A 20,723-nucleotide genomic window follows, 5' to 3' on the forward strand; every position below is an offset into this window, starting at 1 on the left:
ACGGTGCAAGAATTATTTAACGGTTCATCTCGGCTACGGTATCCTGCATATATTCTAGTCTGCGAATGATCTCTTTCTGCCACTTCAAGTCGCCCAACCGGGTAGCCAGATTCAGAAGATCCAGATAATCATCGACTTGCAGGGAAGCTTTACGCGTAGATACGTTCATGGGCACTGACTCCTTAATGTTTATAGAAGCTGATTCAAAACTTATATACGGATGGAACATTCGGGAATTCGTTCCTGTACTGGTAGCTTGCCAACGATCAATAATGATAATCATTATCATACTATACATCTTATTATGCACAATTTATTTGGAAAAGTAAATATCAAAATGGAAAGGTACGTTTAATTATGACATAGTGGTGTAAATATCGCTAAAAGCGGTCTGGCATTGTATTAAACTAGTCCGGTGCTAAATATACTTGGTTTTGCCTTGACATCGGTCAAGATATATGGAGAATGAGGAAGAATATAATACATAGGAGGCGCTATGGAAACAGAATCGCTATACAAAGTAGAGGAGCTGGCTGTGAAAAAGCATCGGATCTACAAGCAGAACCTGCTCCATTACATCGCAAGATCCATGCTCGCCAGTATGTTTATCGGGTTCGGGGTTATTGTTGCTTTTAAGACGGGCAATTTCTTCTATTTGGAGCAGTCGCCGTTGACCTATCCGATGGCAGCCATTACATTTGGTGCGGCTATAATCCTGATCGCTTACGGGGGCGGGGATTTGTTCACGGGGAATACGTTCTACTATACGTATGCCGCCTTAAGGAAAAAGCTAAAGTGGATTGAAACGATTAAGCTGTGGGTCTTCAGTTACACAGGCAATATCATGGGGGCTGCGGCCTTCGCTCTTCTGATCTTTTTAACCGGATTATTCACGGATTCGTCGGTAAACAGCTTTCTGCTAAACGTAGTAGAGCATAAAATGACGACGTCTGCGTCCGAATTGTTCTTCCGGGCTATTTTGTGTAACTGGCTGGTTTGCCTTGCGTTCTTTATTCCCATGTCCTTAAAAGGGGACGGAGCTAAAATGTTCGCGATGATGCTGTTCGTGTTCTGCTTCTTTATTTCGGGATACGAGCATAGCATAGCCAACATGTGTACGTTCGCGATTGCGCTCGTATTGAACCATCCAGGCACAATTTCCTTCGCTGGCGTGCTGCATAATTTGGTTCCGGTCACGATTGGCAACTTGATCGGAGGCGTCATATTCATGGGCTTTATGTATTACTTTGTGAACAAGCCCTATTTGGATGCGGAGGATCAAGAGAAGCTGTTGATGAATAACACGCAAGATAACCCAAAGAAATAATGGATCAAAAAAACGGAAAATAAACCGGCCTATCCCTCCAATGGCGGAGTGAAGGCCGGTTTATTTGTTTTTCCTGCGCTGCAGGAGCTTGAAAACATTATGAATCATCCTGAGTAGGATAGGAGCCGATCAAATGATGTTATTTCTGAGACCTGCGCCTCTGTTACTGTCCAGGTTTATACGTATGCATTTGGTAGGTCACATAACCGCCGGTCAGATTTCGGGTGCGGAAACCGTTTTGGTTTAGAATGCGGGAGGCTGTATATCCACGAAGACCAACCTGGCAATAAACCCAAATTTCCTTGCTGGCATCCAGCTCGTCCAGGCGATCGCGCAGCTCATCAATAGGAATATTGATGGAGCCGGGAATATGGCCGCGCGAATGCTCTGCCGCTGTTCTTACGTCGACCAGCAGAGTGCTGCCTTTATCTCTGTCTTCCAGCTCTCTCGGCAGAAATACATGCGTTTTCCCGGTTAACACATTCTCCGCCGCATAGCCGGCCATATTTACCGGGTCTTTTGCAGACGAATACGGGGGTGCATAGGTTAGCTCGAGCTCGGTTAGATCCGTGATGCTGCCTTTAAAGCGAATGGCCGAGGCCAGAACGTCAAGCCGTTTGTCTACGCCGCTTTGTCCAACGGCCTGCGCTCCGAGCACGTCGCCTGCAGGGCCGAACAGCAGCTTGATCGTCATCGGCGAGGCTCCCGGGTAGTAAGTCGCATGGGAGCTTGGATGCACATAAATCGCATGATAAGGCGTGCCGAGACGCTGCAGCGTCTTCTCGTTATTACCAGTCGACGCTCCGGTCAGGCTGAATACCTTGATAATGGATGTGCCTTGCGTTCCTTTATACGTCGTTCCCAGCCCGCAGATGTTATCCGCGGCAATTCTTCCTTGCTTGTTAGCCGGGCCGGCCAGAGGAACCGCCGTCTGCGAGCCGCTGACGAAATCGGTTGTCTCAACAGCATCACCGACGGCATATACATCCTTAAGATTCGTCTCCATATGCTCATTAACAAGGATGTGGCCTTTCGGACCAATACCAATGCCGCTGGATTGCAGGAAGCGGGTATCCGGAGTGACGCCGATGGCCAAAATGACGAGGCCTGCCTGGATTTCCGTCCCGCTGGCAAGCTTGACCATTACCTCGCCGTCGGCATCCTCGAAGGCAGTAACACGGTCTCCAAGCCGCAGCTTTACACCGTGCTGCTCCATTTCTTTTGCCAGCATATTAGACATTTCTCCGTCAAAGGGCGCCAAAATCTGCGGGCCTGCCTCTACAAGGGTGACATCCAGACCGATTTCCCGCAAGTTCTCCGCCATTTCGACGCCGATAAATCCACCCCCGATAACAACAGCCGAGCGGCGGCCTGCTTCCGTTACCTGTTCTTTAATTCGATCCGTATCCGGAATATTGCGCAGCGTAAAAATTAACGGATGCTCTATGCCCGGCAGTGCTGGCCGGATAGGTTTTGCTCCAGGCGACAGAATTACGGCGTCATAGGATTCCTCGTATTCTCCGCGTTCTTCGCTGCGAACCATTACTGTGCGTGCCGCCGGATCGAGAGAGAGTACCTCGCTTCCTGTACGGACATCGATATTGAAACGCTGGCGCATCGCCTCCGGCGTCTGTACAATCAGCTTCGAACGCTCTTTAATCGTATCCCCAATGTAATAAGGCAGTCCGCAATTGGCAAAAGAAATATACGGATCACGCTCGAACAGGACGATATGAGCTTCTTCATCCAGCCGGCGGAGCCGAGCGGCTGCGGAGGCGCCGCCTGCTACGCCGCCAACAATCAAAATTTTTCTCTTCATTAGTTATTCCTCCCCAAATAAAGTACGTATGAGCTGCTTGACCATCTCATTCTCAATGGTGTAATGAATTTCATGCCTTTGGCGCTGCGCCTTTACGATCCCGCTCGTTCTCAGCTTCTGCAGATGCTGAGAAACTGTAGATTGCGGGATTTCCAGACAATCTTGCATGTAGGAGACATTGCAGGGGCCATTTTTTAGCAGCCCGCGGGCAATGCAGAGGCGAACGGGATGAGCCAGCGCTTTTAGCATTTCGGCAGCTTCTTCGTAAGCGTTGAAGTTGTTATCCATAAGCAACCTCCATCTTTAACGACATCATAATATCGTAATATTACAATATAACGATATTAATTGCAAATCTGTGATGAAACGCACAGAGGATCAGATATCTTATTTTTAGCAATAAGGTATATAATATGTACTAGATTTAACCGCTTCATCTTGTCAAAGGAGGAAGATTAGATTTGAAACCGATCATTATGGATGTAGATACAGGCATCGATGACGCTCTGGCTATCGCCTACGCCGCACATTCTCCCGAGCTGGAGCTGATTGCTCTAACTACCTGCTTCGGGAACATTAGCGTAGAGGAGGCGACCCGCAATTCCTTGTACGTGCTGGAGAAGCTGGGCAAGTCTGTTCCCGTATACGAAGGAGCCGGCGCACCGTTAAGCGGTACCCTGAATAAGCGTTATGCAAGGCATATTCATGGGGAGGACGGACTTGGAAATGCGCTTAAGGGAGAGCCGCACGGACAAAAGGCTAAACTGGCGGCGCCTGACTATATCATTAAGCAAGTGAAGGAGCGGCCGCATGAAATGACGATCATCGCCGTAGGGCCGTTGACGAATTTGGCGCTGGCTATCGAGAAGGCGCCGGAAATCGTTCCCCTGATCGGTGAAGTCGTGGTCATGGGCGGGGCGGTCACCGTTCCCGGCAATATTACCCCTCACGGCGAAGCGAATATTGTGGCTGACCCGGAGGCAGCAGCGGTCGTCTTTGCGTCCGGCGTTCGGCTGAAGCTCGTCGGACTGGACGTTACGCTGCAGACACTGCTGTCCAGCGTGCATTTGGAGACGTGGCGCAATTCCGGCCATGAGCTGGGACGGTTGTTTGCGGAGATGACGGAGTTCTACATCGGCGCCTATGAAACCCGCTATCCCGGCATTGGCGGCTGCGGCTTGCATGATCCGCTTGCGGTAGGCGTGGCTATAGATCCGAGCCTTGTTTCGTGTGAAGCGATGCGGGTTACGGTCGTTACCGAAGGGGCCGCCGCAGGCCAAACGGTGGGATCGACTGAAGGAGAACCTAGGATCAAAGTATGCACGAGGGTAGACGCCGATCGCTTTCTGCAGCACTTTTTAAGTCGGGTTATATAGATCTAGAAGAATACGGCACAGAAAAAGCAGCCCTCGCCATGATGATTCATGGGGGGCTGTTCGCGATTAAAGAGATGCATCAAGCCGATTTGCCTCAGGCAAGCTTCTCATCCAGGAAAATATTCTCCAGCGAGACCTTTTCCCGTTCCAGGCTGTAAACTCTTATTCTACACGCTACTGCGGCTTCGACAATTTCCGGGATAACCTCTTCCTCGTCCAGTTCAATCTCGACATAAGGGGTCTTATGCCGCACTGAACCGACCATCTGCTGTAACCGATCCAGCCACAGGCTTTCTTGGGATTGGTCGCTGGCTTGATATTTGATGGTTAAGTTTATCTTGCGGGTATGTGCCTCGCGAAGCTGATCCAAGGTTCCCATTTTTTCAATTTTTCCATGGTTCAGAATGGCCACCCGATCACAGATGCGTTCAATTTCTTCGAGATTGTGGGACGTCATAAATATAGTAATGCCTCTAGACGCTAGCGTACTGATCAATTGACGAATTTGCAGTGCGGACTCGACGTCCAGCGTCGAGGTGGGCTCATCTAGAAAGATCAACTCCGGGGAGCCGATCAATGCCTGAGCGATGCCTAATTTTTTTCTCATTCCAAGCGAGAATTGCCCGACCTTTCGGCCCAAATCCTCTCCTAGGCCTACCGATTCAAGCAGGGCGGCAAGGGAGTCCTTTCGGGCAGAAACTCCTTTAACTTGAGCGAAAAATTTCATGTGCTGGATGGCGGTCATCTCATTGTAGTAATTACTGTTATCTGGCAAGACGCCGAGGCGCTGTTTGATTTTATTCATATGCTTGTAAGGTGTATTCAGAATCTCGATAGTGCCGGAGGTTGGCGTTAATATGCCCGTCAGCATGTTGATTGTGGTACTCTTGCCTGCTCCATTTCTTCCGAGAAGAGCGAATACTTCTCCAGCCTCCAGACTAAAGCTGATTTCCTGCACGGCCTTCTTCGTTCTATATTCTTTAGACAATTGGTTCACGACTAACGCTTTCATGCTTATAAATCCTTTCTCTGAAACAAAACCATGGCGGCTGCTAAGAAGACCAAGACTTCGACCACAGTTACGAGCAGCAGTACTGGTTGTTCAGACATTGGGTAGTAGGGGAGTACATAACGTAGAGCACGAATAGGTACAACGGAGGAGAATAAGCTCCAGGTTCCAAAAATCGGCAGGGCTAAACCGAGCAGCACGCTCAGGATAACGGAATAGGCGTGGTTTATCACTACGGTCGACAGCATCACACAAATGCTGGCCAGGAAGGCAAGATATATCCATAGAAATAGCAATTCATGAATGACAAATGTTCGGGTAATGAAGGATACCAGTACAAATGAAATGAGAGATACGATGACCCAAAATAACCAAACCGCCAAGAACTTACCCAGAATCACTGAAGTGCGTGAGGTTTTTGTAATTAAAAGTCGGATGCGCTGTAGTTGAATGTCGCGATTCACAATATCATGCGAAAGAGTAAGCACAAATAGAGCTCCAAAGATAACAAGTATAAAAGATAATCCAGCGAGAGCCGTAGCCGATGGATTTGAGGATTCGTCCATAAATAGGGGGCTATTTCTCAAACTCCGTGCCGCTAAAATGGATACTCCCGTAATAAATAAAACGATTAGTATAGACTTAATTCCTCGGATCAAGCCAATAAATTCTTTAATAACGATTCCCTTCATACCGGTTCTCCTTATCCTACAATTACTTCTCTGTTAATATATCCTCCATGTTGATTACTTTATAGTAAATAGCTCTGACGACAGCGCCTACACGCGTGGATGCATTCAATTTGCTGGTGATCTACTGAACCTAACAGTTCAAAGAATCTCCGTATTAAAAATTTTTCTCCTCTTTTTACTAAGTTTTTTAATATTTATATTAAATTTATAAAAAAAACCTGTCAATGAGTGATTGTTAATTTTCTCCAAAATAGTAAAAGCCCTGACCAGGATATCATCCTGGTCAGGGCTTTTTCAGTTTAAGGCTGTATTTTCAGCGAAGTTACATCCGGATCGGCCAGAAAGGAAGTTATCGGCATCGAGGCTGCTCCAAGGGCAGTGCTGCGAATGCCCAGCTCGGCAAAGGCGACATGCGTCTTCTTCATGTGATAGGATAGGCTGCGGCTTTCCAGCGTATGCAGCATCGGCTCCTGAAGCAGATCTCCGGCCATCGAGAGGCGGTTGCCGATAACGATCAATTCGGGATTCAGAATGTTGACGAGGTTGGCTAGACCGACGCCCAGATGGTTTCCCGTCTCTTGCAGCAGGGTAATCGCATCGGGATTTCCTTTTCGAGCCAAATTCAACAGACGGGCCAGCCCCTTTTCCTCAGAGGCGGCCGCATTATCCTTCCAATGCTGGGCAGCGCGGTCGAGCAGTGCTTTCTCCGAAGCGAGCGTCTCCCAGCAGCCGCGATTCCCGCAGCGGCATAGGGGGCCGTTCTCGGTGACCGTCATATGCCCCACCTCGCCGGAAAAGTTGGAAATGCCGCGGTAGAGCTCTCCGTTAACGATCATGCCTGAGCCGATGCCGACGCCGATGCTGAGATAAATCAAATTAGCCGCGTCGCGCCCAGCCCCGTACAATTTCTCGCCGATGGCTCCTGCGTTGGCTTCATTATCTATATGGATATTCTCCCCGAACTCTGACATGAGCGAGTTTTGCAAAGCTACATTGTTCCAGCCCAGGTTCGGGGCGGAAACGATTCGGCTCTTCTCATTGACTAATCCCGGAACGCCAATCCCGACGCCGACGATGCCATAAGGAGATTCCGGGGCTTTTTTGCTGAGCCAGGTGATTATTTTATGAATTTGGTCAAGCGCATGGTCAGGGGAGGAATCATCCAGCGGAATCGTTCTTTCCTGAATGACATTGCCTTCCAAATCAACGAGCAGCGCAAAGAGATCGTTGACGCGGATATCTACCCCGATGGCGTATCCGGCCCCCCGGTTGAACAGCAGCAGCGTAGGCTTCCGTCCGCCGCTTGACTCGCCCGGCCCAATCTCGGTCACCAGCTGGCTTTCGATCAGCTCAGATACGAGTGAAGACACGGTGGCTTTGTTCAAGCCAAGCGTCGCGGCTATATCGGCACGGGACAAGGGCTGCCGTTCGCGGATCGTATCCAGAACGATCGTTTTGTTCATTTTCTTGATCAGTTGCTGGTCGCCCGTAATTTTCATGATTAGTACCCCACAATTCTACTGAAAGATAACTACATCATACACATAACCGTTGAGCTAAATCAATAACTTAGTTAGTTTACTAGACAAACTAAGTTGACCGTGTTAGGATAAGAATATCAAGCAGCATGCCCCGTATAAATTTAGGCCATGCTACTAATAATCATCACGATGTAAAGGCTTACTTTCCAAAAGTAATTCTAAATTAGACTGGGAGGATTTCAAGCATGAGTTATTTCAAAAACGTAGGCAAAATCCAGTATGAAGGTTCAGGCTCCAACAATCCGCTGGCATTCAAACATTATAATGAGGACGAAGTCGTTCTCGGCAAAACTATGAAAGAGCATCTGCGTTTTGCGGTTGCTTATTGGCACACTTTGACGATGAACGGAAGCGACCCATTTGGTCAAGGCAATATGATTCGTCCCTGGGAGACTCGTACGGGTCTGGATTTGGCGAAGGATCGCGTGGAAGTAAACTTTGAGTTCCTTGAGAAGCTTGGTGCTCCTTACTTTGCTTTCCATGATCGCGACATCGCTCCAGAAGGCGCTACACTGCAAGAAACGAACGAGAACCTTGACGTTATCGTAGCTAAGATCAAAGAAGGCATGAAATCCACTGGCGTTAAATTGCTTTGGAATACGGCTAACATGTTCACCAACCCTCGTTTCGTTCACGGCGCAGCGACTACCTCAAATGCGGATGTATTTGCATATGCTGCGGCACAAGTGAAGAAAGGTTTGGAGACTGGTCTTGAGCTCGGCTCCGAGAACTATGTGTTCTGGGGTGGACGTGAAGGATATGAATCGCTGTTGAATACAGATATGGGTCTTGAGCTTGACAACCTGGCAAGATTCTTCCATATGGCTCTTGATTATGCGAAAGAAATCGGCTACACCGGCCAATTCCTGATCGAGCCTAAGCCGAAAGAGCCTACCAAGCACCAATATGACTTTGATGCGGCTACAACGATCGCCTTCCTGCAAAAATACAATTTGCAAGACCATTTCAAGCTGAACCTGGAAGCGAACCATGCGACTCTTGCCGGCCATACGTTCGAGCATGAGCTGCGCGTTGCACGCATTAATAATATGTTAGGTTCCATCGATGCCAACCAAGGCGATATGCTGCTCGGCTGGGATACGGATGAGTTCCCAACGGATCTGTACTCCGTTACGCTTGCTATGTACGAAATTCTGGAGAATGGCGGCCTTGGAGCCGGTGGCGTGAACTTCGACGCGAAAGTAAGAAGAGGTTCCTTCGAGCCTGAAGACTTGTTCTACGCTCACATCGCTGGTATGGACGCATTTGCTAAAGGACTTAAGGTAGCAGCTAGAATGATCGAGGACAAATTCTTCGACAATCTGCTGGAAGAGCGTTATGCCAGCTTCAAGAGCGGGATCGGAGCTGACATTGTATCCGGCAAAGCCAACTTCAAGACACTCGAAGCTTACGCATTGAAAAACAGCGAGATCCGCAACAAATCCAATCACTTGGAATTGGTTAAAGCTCGCTTGAACGAATATATCTTCACTACGAAATAAGATGAATAACCAAGGGGACGCTGGACGTCCCCTTTTGACTATGAGAAGTAGTTCAAAAAGTCAATCTTTGATCACGAAGTAGCTCAGGTGGTTCATTCGACATCGAATCTTGAATTCAGCCGAGCCTTCCGGTGCTCACGTAGGTTTTTCCTACGCTCCGCTCCTCAGTCTCTAGCTTCATTCAACCTTCTCGGTGCTGAAAGATTTACTTTTTGAAACTTATTATAAGAAAAACTTCTAATTTGTGAAGGGAGAGTCACGAATGAAATATGTAATCGGTATCGACCTGGGCACCAGCTCGGTAAAGACGCTGCTGGTAGGCAAAGACGGAGAAATTAAAGGAGAAGCCACCGCCGCTTATCCGCTTATTCATGAGCGCCCCGGATACAGTGAACAAGATCCTGAAGAATGGGTAAAAGGCACGATCACCTGCTTGAAGGAGCTAATGAAGAGTACGGGAGTATCGGCAGAGGATATCGAGGGAGTTTCGTTCTCCGGTCAAATGCACGGCCTGGTGCTGCTGGATGACAAGAATGAAGTACTGCGCCATGCTATTCTGTGGAATGATACTCGTACGACGAAGCAATGCCGGGAGATTGAGGCCAAGCTTGGCGACAAGCTGCTGGATATTACCAGAAACGCGGCGCTGGAAGGCTTTACGCTGCCAAAAATCCTCTGGGTGCAGGAGAATGAGCCGGAGCTGTTCGCCAAAGCTGCCCGCTTCGTACTGCCGAAGGATTATTTGCGCTACCGCATGACAGGTAATGTAGCCATGGAGCTGTCCGATGCGGCAGGTACGCTGATGCTGAACGTGCCAGAAGCGAAGTGGAGCGAAGAAATTCTGGAAGCGTTCGGGCTATCCGGCGATTTCGCGCCGCCGCTCGTTGGAAGCACCGAAGAGACCGGCACGCTGCTGCCGGAGTTTGCCGAACTGACGGGCCTTTCGACGAGCACGAAGGTGTTCGGCGGGGGAGCGGATAATGCTTGCGGCGCTGTTGGAGCCGGTATTGTGCGCCAAGGGGATGCGCTGTGCAGCATCGGAACGTCCGGCGTTATTTTATCGTATGAGGAAGATAAGAACAAAGATTTTGCGGGCAAAGTACACTTCTTTAACCATTCGCACCCTGGTGCTTTTTATGCGATGGGAGTTACGCTGGCTGCGGGATACAGCATGAGCTGGTTTAAAGATTCACTCGCGCCGGAGCTGAGCTTCGACGAGCTGCTGAAGCCGGTAGCCGATATCGCGCCAGGCGCGGAGGGACTGCTGTTCACGCCGTATCTGGTCGGTGAGCGGACGCCGCATGCGGACAGCGTGATCCGCGGCAGCTTCATTGGATTGTCCGGTACACATCGCCGCGAGCACCTTGCTCGCGCTGTGATGGAAGGCATCACGTTCTCCTTGGCGGAATCCCTGGAGCTGTTCCGTCAGGCGGGAATTACCGTTGAGCGCATCATTTCGATTGGCGGCGGAGCCAAGAATCCGGTGTGGCTGCAAATGCAGGCTGATATTTTTGGCACCCCGGTCGTCGCATTGAACAATGAGCAAGGCCCGGCGATGGGCGCAGCGATGATGGCTGCAGTCGGCAGCGGCTGGTTTGACAGTCTGAAGGACTGTGCAGACCAGTTCATCGGATACCGTGCAACGTATGAGCCTAATGCGGCTAATGTCGAGAAATATGAGCGGCTGTTCAAGCTTTATCAAGGGGTATATTCGGCAACACGTTCTTTGAACGAAGGCTTGCAGGAGTTTAGAGAGCAATAATCGCTTGCTTTTCGTTACAATCTAAGGTCAACAAAACACACCAATAATGGGCACCGGAAACGGTGCTCTTTATTTTGGGCTTAAAACCGGAAGGATATAATAACAGGTATCTTGCAATATACAGTACTGGATGTTAATATATGTATATTCAACTACTAAACATTAAACAGTACTGAATATAACGATAGTGAGAAACGATGAGAATCAATTTAAGAAGGGCTCGCACCATTCGTGTTGATACAACGCGTTTTCAAGGAGGAATATTTATGATTACAGCCAACGCTACAAAGGCAGTCATGCTCGAGGCGGTTAATTTGTGCAAATCCTACACCACGGGAACAGAACAGTTTCATGCGGCCAAAAGTGTAAATCTGAAGCTTTACGAAGGGGACTTTACGGTCATGATGGGCAGCTCGGGCTCAGGCAAATCAACGCTGCTGTACCTGCTGAGCGGTCTGGATTCGGTAACCTCCGGGGAGGTCTACTTTAAAGGGCAGAGGATTGATAAATACTCGGAAAAAGAGATGACAGATTTTCGATCCAACAAAATCGGATACGTCTATCAGTCCATCAATTTAATCCCGGATTTCACCCTGCTGGAGAATGTCGCTTTTCCGGGATATGTGGCCGGCCGCAGCAAAAGCAAGATCAATCTACAGGCCATGAACCTGCTGCAAATGATGGACATTGCAGAGCAGGCCGATCGTCTGCCATCCCAAGTATCCGGCGGGCAGCAGCAGCGGGCAGCCATTGCCCGGGCGTTGATCAATTCGCCTGAGGTCATTTTTGCTGATGAGCCGACGGGGGCGCTCAGCCAGGAGCAGGGCATGATCATTTTGGATATTTTGACCGAGATGAACCGTCAATCCCAATCGATTGTCATGGTCACTCACGATATTAAGGCAGCCTGCAGAGCGGATCGTTTGATCCTCGTGAAGGATGGGAATATAGATGGGATTCTGGAGCTTGGCAAGTATTCTCCGGATCAATTGAAAGCAAGAGAAAACCAAATCTTTATGTTCATGTCAGGGAAGGGGCGGTAACGGATGTATGCTATATGGAAGCTATGCTGGTCGAACCTGAAAAATAAAAAAATACAAAACAGCTTCATGGCGATCATCATCCTGTTATCCACCCTGCTTCTCTCTACGGCTGTACTGGTCATGAACAACACCAGCCGGGTATATGAGAATATGCATGCCATGGTTCATGGCGCCCATCAAATTTTGCAATTGGAGAACGGCCTTCACGATCCCAAACAGGTTCATGAGTGGTGGGCCGGGCAGCAGGGGGTTACAGCCTCAGACATGATGCGGTACCGCTATCTTTCCAGCATGTCTCACGCCGGAGAGGAAATTCCCAATGTCAACTTGTTTATGATGGATACGCCGAGCGGCCCTTTTCCCGTCGATAAGCTCTTGTTCGTCCAAGGGGGGGAGAGGCCAGCGCCCGAGCCGGGAACAGCTTGGATTCCCACATCTCTCGCCTATTCCAACGATATTGGGATCGGCGATCCGATTGAATTCAAGACGGACAAGGAAACCTTCCAATTGCAAGTCGCTGCCGTAGTCGTAGACATATCGTATTGTTCACCGTTTGCCACCAGCGGGAGAATATGGATGAATGGTCAGGACTACAATATTCATATGTCCTCACTGCCAGGCAATGACAAGTACATGACCGGGCTGCGCTTTGAGGATTACAGCCAAAACCGCGCCTACTGGGAAGGCTTCGAGAAATATCTAGGCACTCCCTATTTGGAGTCGGTAAAAGATTTTGAGAGCATATCCTCTTACTATATGATCGCCAACCAAGTCATCAGCTTCATTATGATCTTTCTAGCGGCCGTCATGATCTTCGTTGCCCTGTACACGCTTGGATTTACGATTTCCGATGCGATTCTTTCGAGCTATAAGACGATAGGCATTATCAAATCCGTCGGCTTATCCTCTCGAAAAGTGATCTCGGCCTACGTGACGCAATATACGCTGCTGGCCTTCCTCGCGGTCATTCCGGGGATATTGCTCAGTTATTTCTTCTCGAGCCAAATCGTTAGCAGCTCCATGGCTTATCTCAACACGGGCACAGCAGATAGGAATGTTCAATTTTCGGCGATAGCGATCTGGGTGGGGCTTGCGGTCATCGCAGTGATTTTCCTCTCCGCACTGCTGTTCTCCTATAAAGCTCGCAGGGTCGAGCCGGCACAAGCGATTCGCTACGGCATGTCGGAAAAGGATAGCTCCAGAAAATCAGTTCGTGGAAGCACATGGAGGAAGAAGCTGCTAAGGCTAGGCTCCCTTCCGACGGAAATGATTATCGGGCTCAGAGGCGTGACGAAGAACATTCGCGGCTCCGCATTGATCATTCTGATCTCAGCTTTATCTACTTCGGTGCTCGTGTTTGGATTTTTGTTCGTATACAGCATTTCTTCCATCCATGGAACGATTGCGAAATGGGGTTATGATTCGGCTGATTTATCCGTAAGAATAGACAATCCGGCCAAGCTGACCTATAAGCAGCTTCAGGAAGAAGTACTATCAGATCAAAGGGTGAAGAACTACAGCCGATTTGGAGACGCCAATGCCGTAGTGCCGATAAATAAGGAGCTCGCAGCCAAAATAGAGCAGGATACGATGGGGATACTGCTGACGGTGGCAGAGGGGAATTATGACGAGATCGGCTATGAAAACGTCAAAGGCCGTAATCCGATGAACGACCATGAAATTTCCATCGGCGTAAACATCGCCAAAAATCTCAATATGGATGTAGGAGATTCCTTGGAAATTTACATTGAAGGAGAGAAGCATACGCTAACCGTGACAGGAATTTATCAGGCGATCGCGAACATGTCCTATACGGGACGCATCACGGCCGACGTCGTCAGAAAGGTTAATCCAGACTTTGGAGAGGCGATGAATACCACCTTCATTAACCTGCAGGACGGCGTTTCCATCGATGAATTTGTGAACAAGCTGCATCATAAGTACGGCAGTGCGATCTGGACGGCGAGTCAAGCTTCGTTGGTCAATGAAGTATTCTCCCAGGCCGTGACTGTATTGATTTTGCCGATGTCCGTGATGGCCTTGCTGTTCATTGTGATTACGTTCGTCATCATCTACAGTATTTGCCGCATTAATATGAAAACAGAGAGCCGAACGTACGGCATATATAAATCGATCGGCATGACCTCCAGGCAAATTCGCATGTCGGTGACAGCTGGAATTTTGGTGGTGTCGGCTATCGGTGCTCTAGTAGGAGCTCCGCTGGGGCTAATCGGTCTTCCTCCGCTGCTTAACTTCATTTTGGCTGATTACGGTATTGTCGAAGTGCCGTTGATTATGAATAGGGGAGGAATTGCGGCGATGATTCCCTTGAGCATTTTAGCTGCGTGCCTGGGCTCCTGGTTCGCCTCCAGATCTGTGACAACGACATCGCCGCGCATCCTGACGATCGAATAAAACTTTTTGCTATTTTGGGAAATTGCCGCTTATTAAGGGCCATTTCCTTTTTTTGTTTCGTGATGGCCGCGTTTCCACATAAGAAAATAGACGTGAGGCATGTTATAATAAGCGGTATTCTGAGGAGGTTACCATGGTTATCGGCAATGTATACCGTAAATATTTCAAGAACAAATTATTTTTGAAAATGATTTTGTTCTTTTCAATCATCGCGATTGTGACAATTATAACTTTCTCGTACCTGATGTTCTTATCCTTGTCGGAGGCTGCCGTGCAGCGGCAGATGAACGTTCAGAAGCGGGCCGTTGAAAGCGTTAGCAGCTATATCAGCGGTAAATACGAATCCGTGCAAAATATGATGCGCGATGTATACCGGGACAGCGAGCTGGCTAACAACACTTCATTTTTTATGGAGCACCCTTATGAGGAGTATGTCCGTTTCAGATTGGATAAGTTCTACAACGATATCGGGTCAACGACCGATGCGGTACAGTTTTTCCGCAATAAGATGGAGGATGACCCTGACATTCGCAGCTTGATGCTGTACAGTGCGGATCAACAGCATTTATATGTTTACAATCAGCATAAGCAGTTCAAAATCATATCCACGAACGCCGCTCGTTCATTCATTCCTGATGTCATGTATTTGGAAGAGGAGGCTCAGGTCTCCATTCCGAACGTTTGGGTACGGAAAACGATTAATTTGCCGGACGAGCCCATGTACTCGCTTCGCGTTCCGGTAAATAACAAGCAATCGCTGCGCAATATCGGACAGCTGCTCGTTTATTTTGACGGGGAGCGGATTAGGGAGAGTCTCGCCAACTATCGGGAAGATCTTAAAGGAACGATTGTCGTGCTGTCCGCCGATGGCAATGTGCTGTTCGATTCATCAAATACGCTGTATGGCCAAAAGTACCCTTATGCCGAGCAGCTCAATTCGATTTATGATACAGGTGTCATCGGTGGGGACATGACCGTAACGAAGCTGACCCAGAGTCAGGGAGGATTTACCGTACTCAGTGCCGTTCCCAAAGAGGAAATCGCCGCCACCTATGAGGGCATTCGGAACTCAATCATTATGATCGCCTTGATGGGTATATTGGTGGCAATCGTCGTTCCCTCCTTATTCATTGGCAATTTTGCCAAACGAACCTATAACATTATCCGTTTTATGAGAAAGGTGAAGAAGGGCGACCTGAAGGCGCGTATCGCAGACTCTCGGGAGGATGAGCTCGGCCAAATTTCCAAGAGCTTTAATGATATGCTCGATGAATTGAACCTGTATATCGACCGGGTGCTTAAGGCGGAAATTAAACAGAAGCACACCGAGCTTGCCGCGCTGGAAGCTAGGGTGAATCCCCACTTTTTATACAATACGCTTGAGGTCATCCGCATGCGGGCTATATCGCAAGGAGCCGGCGATGTCGCTGAGATGATCTACAGCTTGTCGGTTCTTTTCAAAAGCTATGTTCAGCAAAAGAGCAACTACACGCTGAAAGATGAGCTGGAGGCTTGCCAATTGTATCTCGAGCTGTTTCGCATTCGCTATAGGGATAAATTCGCTTATACGATCCATTGCAACAAGTCCTTCGAGAGTATCCCGATTTTCAAGATGTCCTTGCAGCCGATCATCGAAAATTACATTTTGCACGGCATGAGACTTGACCGAAATGACAATCATATAGAAATATCCGTCGAGTCCCGCGGCGAGGATTGCATCGTTCAGGTCAGGGATAACGGAAAGGGCATACACCCGGATCGATTGGAGCAAATCATCCTGGGGCTATCCCGTCCGCAGGAGAACGCGGAGTCATTCGGGCTTCGCAGCATACATGAAAGACTGGGGCTGCTCTTTGGCGAGCGTTACGGCCTGAAAATAGAAAGCGAGGAAGGACGGGGCACCACGCTGACCGTTCGTTTTCCCCGGCAGGGAGAGGGGGCAATCCAACATGTTTAAAGTGTTTATTGTCGACGATGAACCGTTCATTATTGAAGGTCTTTACGATATTCTGGACTGGGCCAAGCTAGGCATGGAAATTGTAGGTCATGCCGAGAATGGCGCCCTCGCGCTTGAAGCGATGAAGGGAACGCCGGCCGATATTTTGATTACGGATATTTCGATGCCGGTAATGAACGGGCTGGAGCTGATTCGCCAGGTGCGGGCCATTCACCCCGAGCTCAAGGTTATCGTCCTTAGCGGCTATAATGAATTCGATTATTTGAAGGAAGGCATGGCTTTGGGCATAGAGAATTATTTGCTGAAGCCCATTAATTTGGAGGAATTCCAGGGGACTTTACGAACGGTTGCACAGAAATTGAACGAAACTCGATCAGAGCTTGCTTTTAACGAGCACAGCATCCGGATTTTGAAGGATAATGTGATGTATCGCTGGCTTCGCAATCAAATTAGCCCGAAGGAATTCCAGGAGCGGGCGGATCTTCTGGGCACCCAATTGGATAAGCCTTTTGTACAGGTCGCCGTCATTCGCGTCGAGCATTCGTTCACGGAGGTGTTCGATTCCATTACGAATCAATTGATTCAGGCGTCCGATGTTGTTCCTTTTCGCGATATGGATGGCGATATTGTGTTGGTCTTTAACGTCGATGACGAGACATCAGGCAAGGAGTATGCGGAATGGGTCAGCGATAATTTACGCCTGCTGCTATCTTCTCATAACAAGCTCTATGTCTCGCTTGGCAGCGTAGAGAGGATCGAGGACGGCTCCCAAAGCTACGACAATGCCAAGCGGGCTCAGGAATATTTTATGGTCAGGCAGCCTGACCGGATTTTACGCTACGAGGATTTGGTCAGCCAGCAGCAGGAGACGCGTCTAAAGGATGGGCCGATCGACTGGAATGAATACGAGAAGGAGGTTATGGCAAAGGATACGGAGGCGCTGTTTCTCCGAATCGAGAGGGATTTCACCTACCTGCAGCAATTGGAAGACATTACGCCGGATATGCTTCAGGAGATGGCGATGGAATGGCTGATCCGCTTCAAAATGCTGCTTCAGGAAATCACCCATACTGAAGAGCCGGAGCTGTATAAGGGCGGCCTTAGCCAAATTCGGAGGACGATGACGGTAGCTGGGCTGATCGAAATGATCAAGGAAGCAGCAGCGATGACGGTGGACATGCTGGATCGCGATGTGAAAAGTCCGGTCGTGCAGCAGGTGCTCAATTATATTCATGACTCGTACAATGAGGACTTGTCGCTTAAGGTGCTCGGCTCGATGTACAATATTCATCCGGTGTACCTGGGACAATTGTTCCATAAAGAGGTCAACGAGACGTTTACGGAGTACATTAACCGATACCGGATCGAGAAAGCGAAGGAGCTGCTCCGAACGACAAACCTGAAGGTGCAGGAAATTGCACGCAATGTCGGTTACTGGGAGACGGGTTATTTTTATAAACAATTCAAAAAATATGTCGGCATATCGCCGACCGAATTCAAAGGGCTTATCTAGCGGAAGGATCGCTGGAGAGCTCTTTTCTTTATTTTAGACATGATTTATTTAATTTAGCTTCTATTTGAAAATGCTTTCATAAATTACAGTAAAGATAGTCCTTATAAGGAAACAAGGCGAAAAGCCAGCCTGCGAACGGCAATCCGGTCAATTCCTCCAGCAGGAGCCGAAGCATGAATAATTCGGAAATCCGGAGGAACGATAGCGTTGTCATGCTTTATCATTCGACAGGCTACATCAAAGGGGAGGTTCACAAGTAATGGCTAAACAAAGAAAAAGATTTTCTCTGGTGCTTGCGTCTCTGATGGCGCTTACATTGGTGCTCAGCGCATGCGGAGGCGGCAAGGCTAATGATAGTGGAGCGGCTGCAGGCTCGGGGGGCAGCTCGGATAAGCCGGTTGAGCTGATCTGGTACACGATCGGTCCGCCGCAGAAAGACGTAAACAGAGTCATGGAGGAAGTCAATAAATACACCGCTGAAAAAATCAATGCGACGGTCAAAATGAAAATGATCGATTTCGGCGATTACACGCAAAAAATGCAGGTCATGGCCGCATCCGGCGAGCCGATGGACATTCTGTTCACCAGCTCATGGGCCTTTGATTACGTGCAAAATGCACGCAAGGGCGCATTCATGGAAATCGACGAGCTTCTGGAAACGCATGGCCAAGGCATCAAAGAAGTGCTGGATCCTGCTTTCCTGGAGGGCTCCAAGGTTGACGGACATAACTATGCGGTTCCTGCCAACAAGGAATTGCCAGCTCAGGAGGTTTACCGCTTCAATCAAGATTTGCTTGATAAATACAATTTAGACATTTCGAGCGTTCGCTCTCTGGAAGGCCTCGAGCCTCTGCTGAAGGTCATCAAGGAGAATGAGCCGGGCATAACGCCATATGCCATCGTGAATGACCATGTACCGCTGATGCCGTTCGACTATGTGATTGAGAAAATGCCGATGGCTGTATACACGGATACCAAGGACTATAAGGTCGTGAACATCCTGGAAACCCAGGAAGCGAAGGAAATATTAAAGACGATGCGTAAGTTTTATCAAGCCGGTTACATTTCTCCAGAGGCAGCAACCACGACTTCGGTAGACGACTTGTATAAATCCGGAAGATGGTTCTCGGATCGTGCTGCTACACAGCCGCTGGCTAATAACCTCTGGTCCGCAAGCTACGGTTACCCTGTAACCTCAACGCCGGCTGGCGATGCTTATGTATATAACTGGTCCGTTATGGGTTCGATGCAGGCGATTTCCGCGAACTCGAAATACCCTGAGAAAGCCATGGAATTCTTGAACCTGCTCAACACAGACCCTGTGCTTCGCAACATGATCGATTCGGGGATCGAAGGCGTCCACTATGAAAAAGTTGGCGACAACGTCATGAAAAACCTGGAGGAATCCAAGAACTATGACATGCCTACCTTCTCCCTGGGGAACATCCTGATCACTTACTTGAACGAGAACGATCCTGCCGACAAATGGGAGCAATTCAAGGAGTTCAATGCTTCAGGTAAAAACGCGCCGCTGCTAGGCTTCAACTTCGATGCGACGAATGTAGCCAGTGAAATTGCCGCCGTTCAGAACGTGAAGGATGAGTTCTGGGCATCTCTCATGACGGGTACCGTAGATCCTGAAGAGTACCTGCCAAAAGCAAATGAGAAATTAAAAGCCGCAGGTCTGGACAAGATTATGGCGGAAGCTCAAAAACAGATTGACGAGTGGAGAGCTGCAAACAACAAATAGGAACGAATCGAAGATCGGGCGGGTGAATGGCCCGCCCGGTCTTCTTTTTCAATAACCAACAGGAGGGGTAAGCGTGAGAAAAATCGGCAGCTTTTTTAAAGACATCGCGAAAAACAAAGTTATGCTGCTAATGGTTTTGCCGGGTGCATTGTGGTTTCTCTTCTTCTCCTATCTGCCGATGCTGGGTACCGTCATTGCCTTCAAGCAGTATCGTTTCCATAGAGACGGCTTCTGGGCGAGTATCGTGAACAGTAAATGGGTCGGATGGGACAATTTCAAGTTTCTGTTCAGCACGAACGACGCTTACATTATTACGCGCAACACGCTGCTGTATAATCTAGCATTTATTTTTATCGGTTTAATATTGTCCGTTTTACTGGCCATTGTACTTTCCGAAATCGTAAACAAACGCTTAGCGAAAATATATCAAACCGGCATGTTCCTCCCGTATTTTTTGTCCTGGGTCATCGTCGGCTATTTTGCGTTCAGCTTCCTGAGCTCCGAGCGCGGGCTGCTGAATCAGGTATTCAAAGGTTTTGGCATGGATCCTATCCAATGGTATGCCGATCCGAAATATTGGCCTTTCATCATTATTTTGGTCTATCTGTGGAAGGCGGTCGGCTACAACAGCGTCGTCTATCTGGCGGCGATTATGGGGATCGACAGATCGCTATATGAAGCGGCGATGATCGACGGTGCGAACAAATGGCAGCAAATTCGCCGCATCACGGTGCCGATGCTTGCTCCGATCATTACGATTATGACGCTGCTTGCGGTCGGGAAAATATTCTATGCGGACTTCGGTCTCTTCTACCAGGTGCCGAGAAACTCCGGAAGCCTGTATGCCGTGACGAACGTTATCGATACGTATGTGTACCGCGGTCTTAAGACGACAGGCGAAATCGGCATGAGTACCGCAGCAGGCCTGTATCAGTCGATCGTCGGCTTTACGCTCGTCATGACGTCAAACTACATTGTGCGCAAGTTCGATAAGGACAACGCACTGTTCTAGAAGGG

16 protein-coding genes are annotated in these 20,723 nt (G+C 48.8%); 10 read left to right on the top strand and 6 right to left on the bottom strand.

Annotated elements, in window-relative coordinates:
* Nucleotides 1-16: 16 nt before the first annotated feature.
* A complete protein-coding gene (locus ACE3MQ_RS13850) occupies nt 17-169 on the bottom strand; it encodes a hypothetical protein (RefSeq protein WP_379393536.1) in 153 nt (50 codons plus the stop codon).
* A 327-nt stretch (nt 170-496) separates the two neighbouring features.
* Here ACE3MQ_RS13850 and ACE3MQ_RS13855 point away from each other — a divergent pair, with 327 nt between their 5' ends.
* On the top strand, nt 497-1,327 hold the full coding sequence (locus ACE3MQ_RS13855) for a formate/nitrite transporter family protein (RefSeq protein WP_379393538.1): 831 nt from the start codon (nt 497-499) through the stop codon (nt 1,325-1,327).
* Between the two features lie 163 nt (nt 1,328-1,490).
* Here ACE3MQ_RS13855 and ACE3MQ_RS13860 read toward each other — a convergent pair whose 3' ends face one another.
* Together ACE3MQ_RS13860 and ACE3MQ_RS13865 are read right to left on the bottom strand one after the other, a co-directional pair.
* On the bottom strand, nt 1,491-3,146 hold the full coding sequence (locus ACE3MQ_RS13860) for an FAD-dependent oxidoreductase (protein WP_379393540.1): 1,656 nt from the start codon (nt 3,144-3,146) through the stop codon (nt 1,491-1,493).
* 3 nt (nt 3,147-3,149) lie between these two features.
* Complete coding sequence (locus tag ACE3MQ_RS13865) at nt 3,150-3,434, bottom strand: ArsR/SmtB family transcription factor (protein ID WP_379393542.1); 285 nt, start codon at nt 3,432-3,434, stop codon at nt 3,150-3,152.
* Nucleotides 3,435-3,607: 173 nt separating this feature from the next.
* On the opposite strand from ACE3MQ_RS13865, the gene ACE3MQ_RS13870 reads away from it, so the two are divergent.
* The gene (locus tag ACE3MQ_RS13870; RefSeq protein ID WP_379393544.1) at nt 3,608-4,522 is read left to right on the top strand and encodes a nucleoside hydrolase; all 915 of its coding nucleotides are present in this window, start codon (nt 3,608-3,610) and stop codon (nt 4,520-4,522) included.
* 94 nt (nt 4,523-4,616) lie between these two features.
* Here ACE3MQ_RS13870 and ACE3MQ_RS13875 read toward each other — a convergent pair whose 3' ends face one another.
* The 3 genes from ACE3MQ_RS13875 to ACE3MQ_RS13885 form a co-directional block, all read right to left on the bottom strand.
* Entirely contained in the window at nt 4,617-5,534 is a 918-nt protein-coding gene (locus ACE3MQ_RS13875) for an ABC transporter ATP-binding protein (protein ID WP_379393546.1), read from the bottom strand.
* Nucleotides 5,535-5,536: 2 nt separating this feature from the next.
* A complete protein-coding gene (locus tag ACE3MQ_RS13880) occupies nt 5,537-6,223 on the bottom strand; it encodes an ABC transporter permease subunit (RefSeq protein WP_379393548.1) in 687 nt (228 codons plus the stop codon).
* A 299-nt stretch (nt 6,224-6,522) separates the two neighbouring features.
* Nucleotides 6,523-7,722 carry an ROK family transcriptional regulator gene (locus ACE3MQ_RS13885; protein WP_379393550.1) on the bottom strand — a complete coding sequence of 400 codons (1,200 nt, stop codon included), beginning with the start codon at nt 7,720-7,722 and terminating at the stop codon, nt 6,523-6,525.
* A 227-nt stretch (nt 7,723-7,949) separates the two neighbouring features.
* Here ACE3MQ_RS13885 and xylA point away from each other — a divergent pair, with 227 nt between their 5' ends.
* From xylA to ACE3MQ_RS13925, 8 genes are all read left to right on the top strand, one after another.
* On the top strand, nt 7,950-9,266 hold the full coding sequence (xylA, locus tag ACE3MQ_RS13890) for a xylose isomerase (protein WP_379393552.1): 1,317 nt from the start codon (nt 7,950-7,952) through the stop codon (nt 9,264-9,266).
* Between the two features lie 262 nt (nt 9,267-9,528).
* Complete coding sequence (gene xylB / locus ACE3MQ_RS13895; RefSeq protein ID WP_379393554.1) at nt 9,529-11,028, top strand: xylulokinase; 1,500 nt, start codon at nt 9,529-9,531, stop codon at nt 11,026-11,028.
* A 266-nt stretch (nt 11,029-11,294) separates the two neighbouring features.
* On the top strand, nt 11,295-12,071 hold the full coding sequence (locus ACE3MQ_RS13900) for an ABC transporter ATP-binding protein (protein ID WP_379393556.1): 777 nt from the start codon (nt 11,295-11,297) through the stop codon (nt 12,069-12,071).
* 3 nt (nt 12,072-12,074) lie between these two features.
* Nucleotides 12,075-14,486 (top strand): ABC transporter permease, encoded by a 2,412-nt coding sequence (locus ACE3MQ_RS13905; RefSeq protein ID WP_379393558.1) that lies wholly within the window; start codon nt 12,075-12,077, stop codon nt 14,484-14,486.
* A gap of 133 nt (nt 14,487-14,619) precedes the next feature.
* On the top strand, nt 14,620-16,443 hold the full coding sequence (locus ACE3MQ_RS13910; protein WP_379393560.1) for a cache domain-containing sensor histidine kinase: 1,824 nt from the start codon (nt 14,620-14,622) through the stop codon (nt 16,441-16,443).
* Nucleotides 16,436-17,956 carry a response regulator gene (locus ACE3MQ_RS13915; RefSeq protein ID WP_379393562.1) on the top strand — a complete coding sequence of 507 codons (1,521 nt, stop codon included), beginning with the start codon at nt 16,436-16,438 and terminating at the stop codon, nt 17,954-17,956. Before ACE3MQ_RS13910 ends, ACE3MQ_RS13915 begins: the two co-directional genes overlap by 8 nt.
* Before the next feature lie 259 nt (nt 17,957-18,215).
* Nucleotides 18,216-19,706, top strand: coding sequence for an ABC transporter substrate-binding protein (locus tag ACE3MQ_RS13920; protein WP_379393564.1), 1,491 nt, complete (start codon nt 18,216-18,218; stop codon nt 19,704-19,706).
* 121 nt (nt 19,707-19,827) lie between these two features.
* Nucleotides 19,828-20,718, top strand: a complete 891-nt coding sequence (locus tag ACE3MQ_RS13925) for an ABC transporter permease (RefSeq protein ID WP_379394066.1) — start codon at nt 19,828-19,830, stop codon at nt 20,716-20,718.
* Nucleotides 20,719-20,723 lie beyond the last annotated feature (5 nt).

Source organism: Paenibacillus lentus, assembly GCF_042714055.1.
Taxonomy (GTDB): domain Bacteria; phylum Bacillota; class Bacilli; order Paenibacillales; family Paenibacillaceae; genus Fontibacillus; species Fontibacillus lentus_A.

Bases quoted from the DNA above. Each gene is read 5' to 3' on its own strand.
- ACE3MQ_RS13850 (WP_379393536.1), bottom strand. From the start codon at position 169: ATGAACGTATCTACGCGTAAAGCTTCCCTGCAAGTCGATGATTATCTG.
- ACE3MQ_RS13855 (WP_379393538.1), top strand. From the start codon at position 497: ATGGAAACAGAATCGCTATACAAAGTAGAGGAGCTGGCTGTGAAAAAG.
- ACE3MQ_RS13860 (WP_379393540.1), bottom strand. From the start codon at position 3,146: ATGAAGAGAAAAATTTTGATTGTTGGCGGCGTAGCAGGCGGCGCCTCC.
- ACE3MQ_RS13865 (WP_379393542.1), bottom strand. From the start codon at position 3,434: ATGGATAACAACTTCAACGCTTACGAAGAAGCTGCCGAAATGCTAAAA.
- ACE3MQ_RS13875 (WP_379393546.1), bottom strand. From the start codon at position 5,534: ATGAAAGCGTTAGTCGTGAACCAATTGTCTAAAGAATATAGAACGAAG.
- ACE3MQ_RS13880 (WP_379393548.1), bottom strand. From the start codon at position 6,223: ATGAAGGGAATCGTTATTAAAGAATTTATTGGCTTGATCCGAGGAATT.
- ACE3MQ_RS13885 (WP_379393550.1), bottom strand. From the start codon at position 7,722: ATGAAAATTACGGGCGACCAGCAACTGATCAAGAAAATGAACAAAACG.
- xylA (WP_379393552.1), top strand. From the start codon at position 7,950: ATGAGTTATTTCAAAAACGTAGGCAAAATCCAGTATGAAGGTTCAGGC.
- xylB (WP_379393554.1), top strand. From the start codon at position 9,529: ATGAAATATGTAATCGGTATCGACCTGGGCACCAGCTCGGTAAAGACG.
- ACE3MQ_RS13900 (WP_379393556.1), top strand. From the start codon at position 11,295: ATGATTACAGCCAACGCTACAAAGGCAGTCATGCTCGAGGCGGTTAAT.
- ACE3MQ_RS13905 (WP_379393558.1), top strand. From the start codon at position 12,075: ATGTATGCTATATGGAAGCTATGCTGGTCGAACCTGAAAAATAAAAAA.
- ACE3MQ_RS13910 (WP_379393560.1), top strand. From the start codon at position 14,620: ATGGTTATCGGCAATGTATACCGTAAATATTTCAAGAACAAATTATTT.
- ACE3MQ_RS13915 (WP_379393562.1), top strand. From the start codon at position 16,436: ATGTTTAAAGTGTTTATTGTCGACGATGAACCGTTCATTATTGAAGGT.
- ACE3MQ_RS13920 (WP_379393564.1), top strand. From the start codon at position 18,216: ATGGCTAAACAAAGAAAAAGATTTTCTCTGGTGCTTGCGTCTCTGATG.
- ACE3MQ_RS13925 (WP_379394066.1), top strand. From the start codon at position 19,828: ATGCTGCTAATGGTTTTGCCGGGTGCATTGTGGTTTCTCTTCTTCTCC.